Annotated in this window: 2 protein-coding genes; both read right to left on the bottom strand. The window is 47.7% G+C overall.

Translation table 11 applies throughout. The features are described 5' to 3' along the window. Complete coding sequence (locus tag NM10_RS15370; protein WP_442852359.1) at positions 1–288, bottom strand: transposase; 288 nt, start codon at positions 286–288, stop codon at positions 1–3. Further along, entirely contained in the window at positions 285–728 is a 444-nt protein-coding gene (locus NM10_RS13915; RefSeq protein ID WP_335340758.1) for an IS3 family transposase, read from the bottom strand. Before NM10_RS13915 ends, NM10_RS15370 begins: the two co-directional genes overlap by 4 nt. Positions 729–839: the final 111 nt, after the last annotated feature.

Here is an 839-nt window from a genome sequence, read left to right as displayed (position 1 = left end):
TCAGAATGCCTCGTGGGGCCGTATGTTGTYGTAATCATCTACGTATTGGTTAATCAGACGTCGAAGCTCTCTTGGGGTGCGATATTCGTTCGGATAGAGCTGCTCCGTTTTGAGGCTACGGAACCAACGTTCAATCATGATGTTGTCTGCCCAGCGGCTCCTGCCGTCCATACTTTGACGGATATTGAGGTTACGAAGCAGATTCTTGTAATCATCACTGGTAAACTGGCTGCCTTGATCTGAATTGATAATGGCTGGAACGCCGCATGCTTTAACGGTTTCCGTCACGGCATGAATAACAGATTCTGCTTCCAGACTGTCTGAAAGATAGTGGCCGACCAACCGCTGCTATACCAATCAATTATTGCAGTTAGGTACATATGCCCATGCGGCATCGGAATATAGGTGATGTCAATGGACCACACCTGGTTTGGAAAAGACACGGTATAATCGCGCAACAGATAAGGCACAATAGACTCCTTGAAATTGCGCTTGGACAGGTTAGGCTTAGGATAAATAGCATAGATGCCCATCTTCAGCATAAGTCGCCGTACTGTCTTGCGACATACTGAAAAACCTTCTTCTTGCAGTTTGGCAACAATCTTACGAGAGCCTAGGTAGGGACACCTGGTATGCCAGTGGTCGATACGTTCCATTAACGATTCATCAAGCCTAACAGCAGCTTGGTTTGGTCCTGTAGGTGTGTAATATAGGCCGGAACGGTTCAGTCCCAGTAATTCGCACTGACGACGTATGGAAAGCCGTTATCCTTTCTGATCATATTCCGGWSKTTCTTGGGATGGCCTCCCCTTGGCGAAAGCAGTCCTGAAGAAGTCGCG

This window comes from Megasphaera sp. NM10, from assembly GCF_000417505.1.
In the GTDB taxonomy this organism is placed as follows: Bacteria; Bacillota; Negativicutes; order Veillonellales; family Megasphaeraceae; genus Megasphaera; species Megasphaera intestinihominis.
Note: the sequence above shows the minus strand (reverse complement) of the source record. Positions and strands in the feature narration are given on the sequence as shown.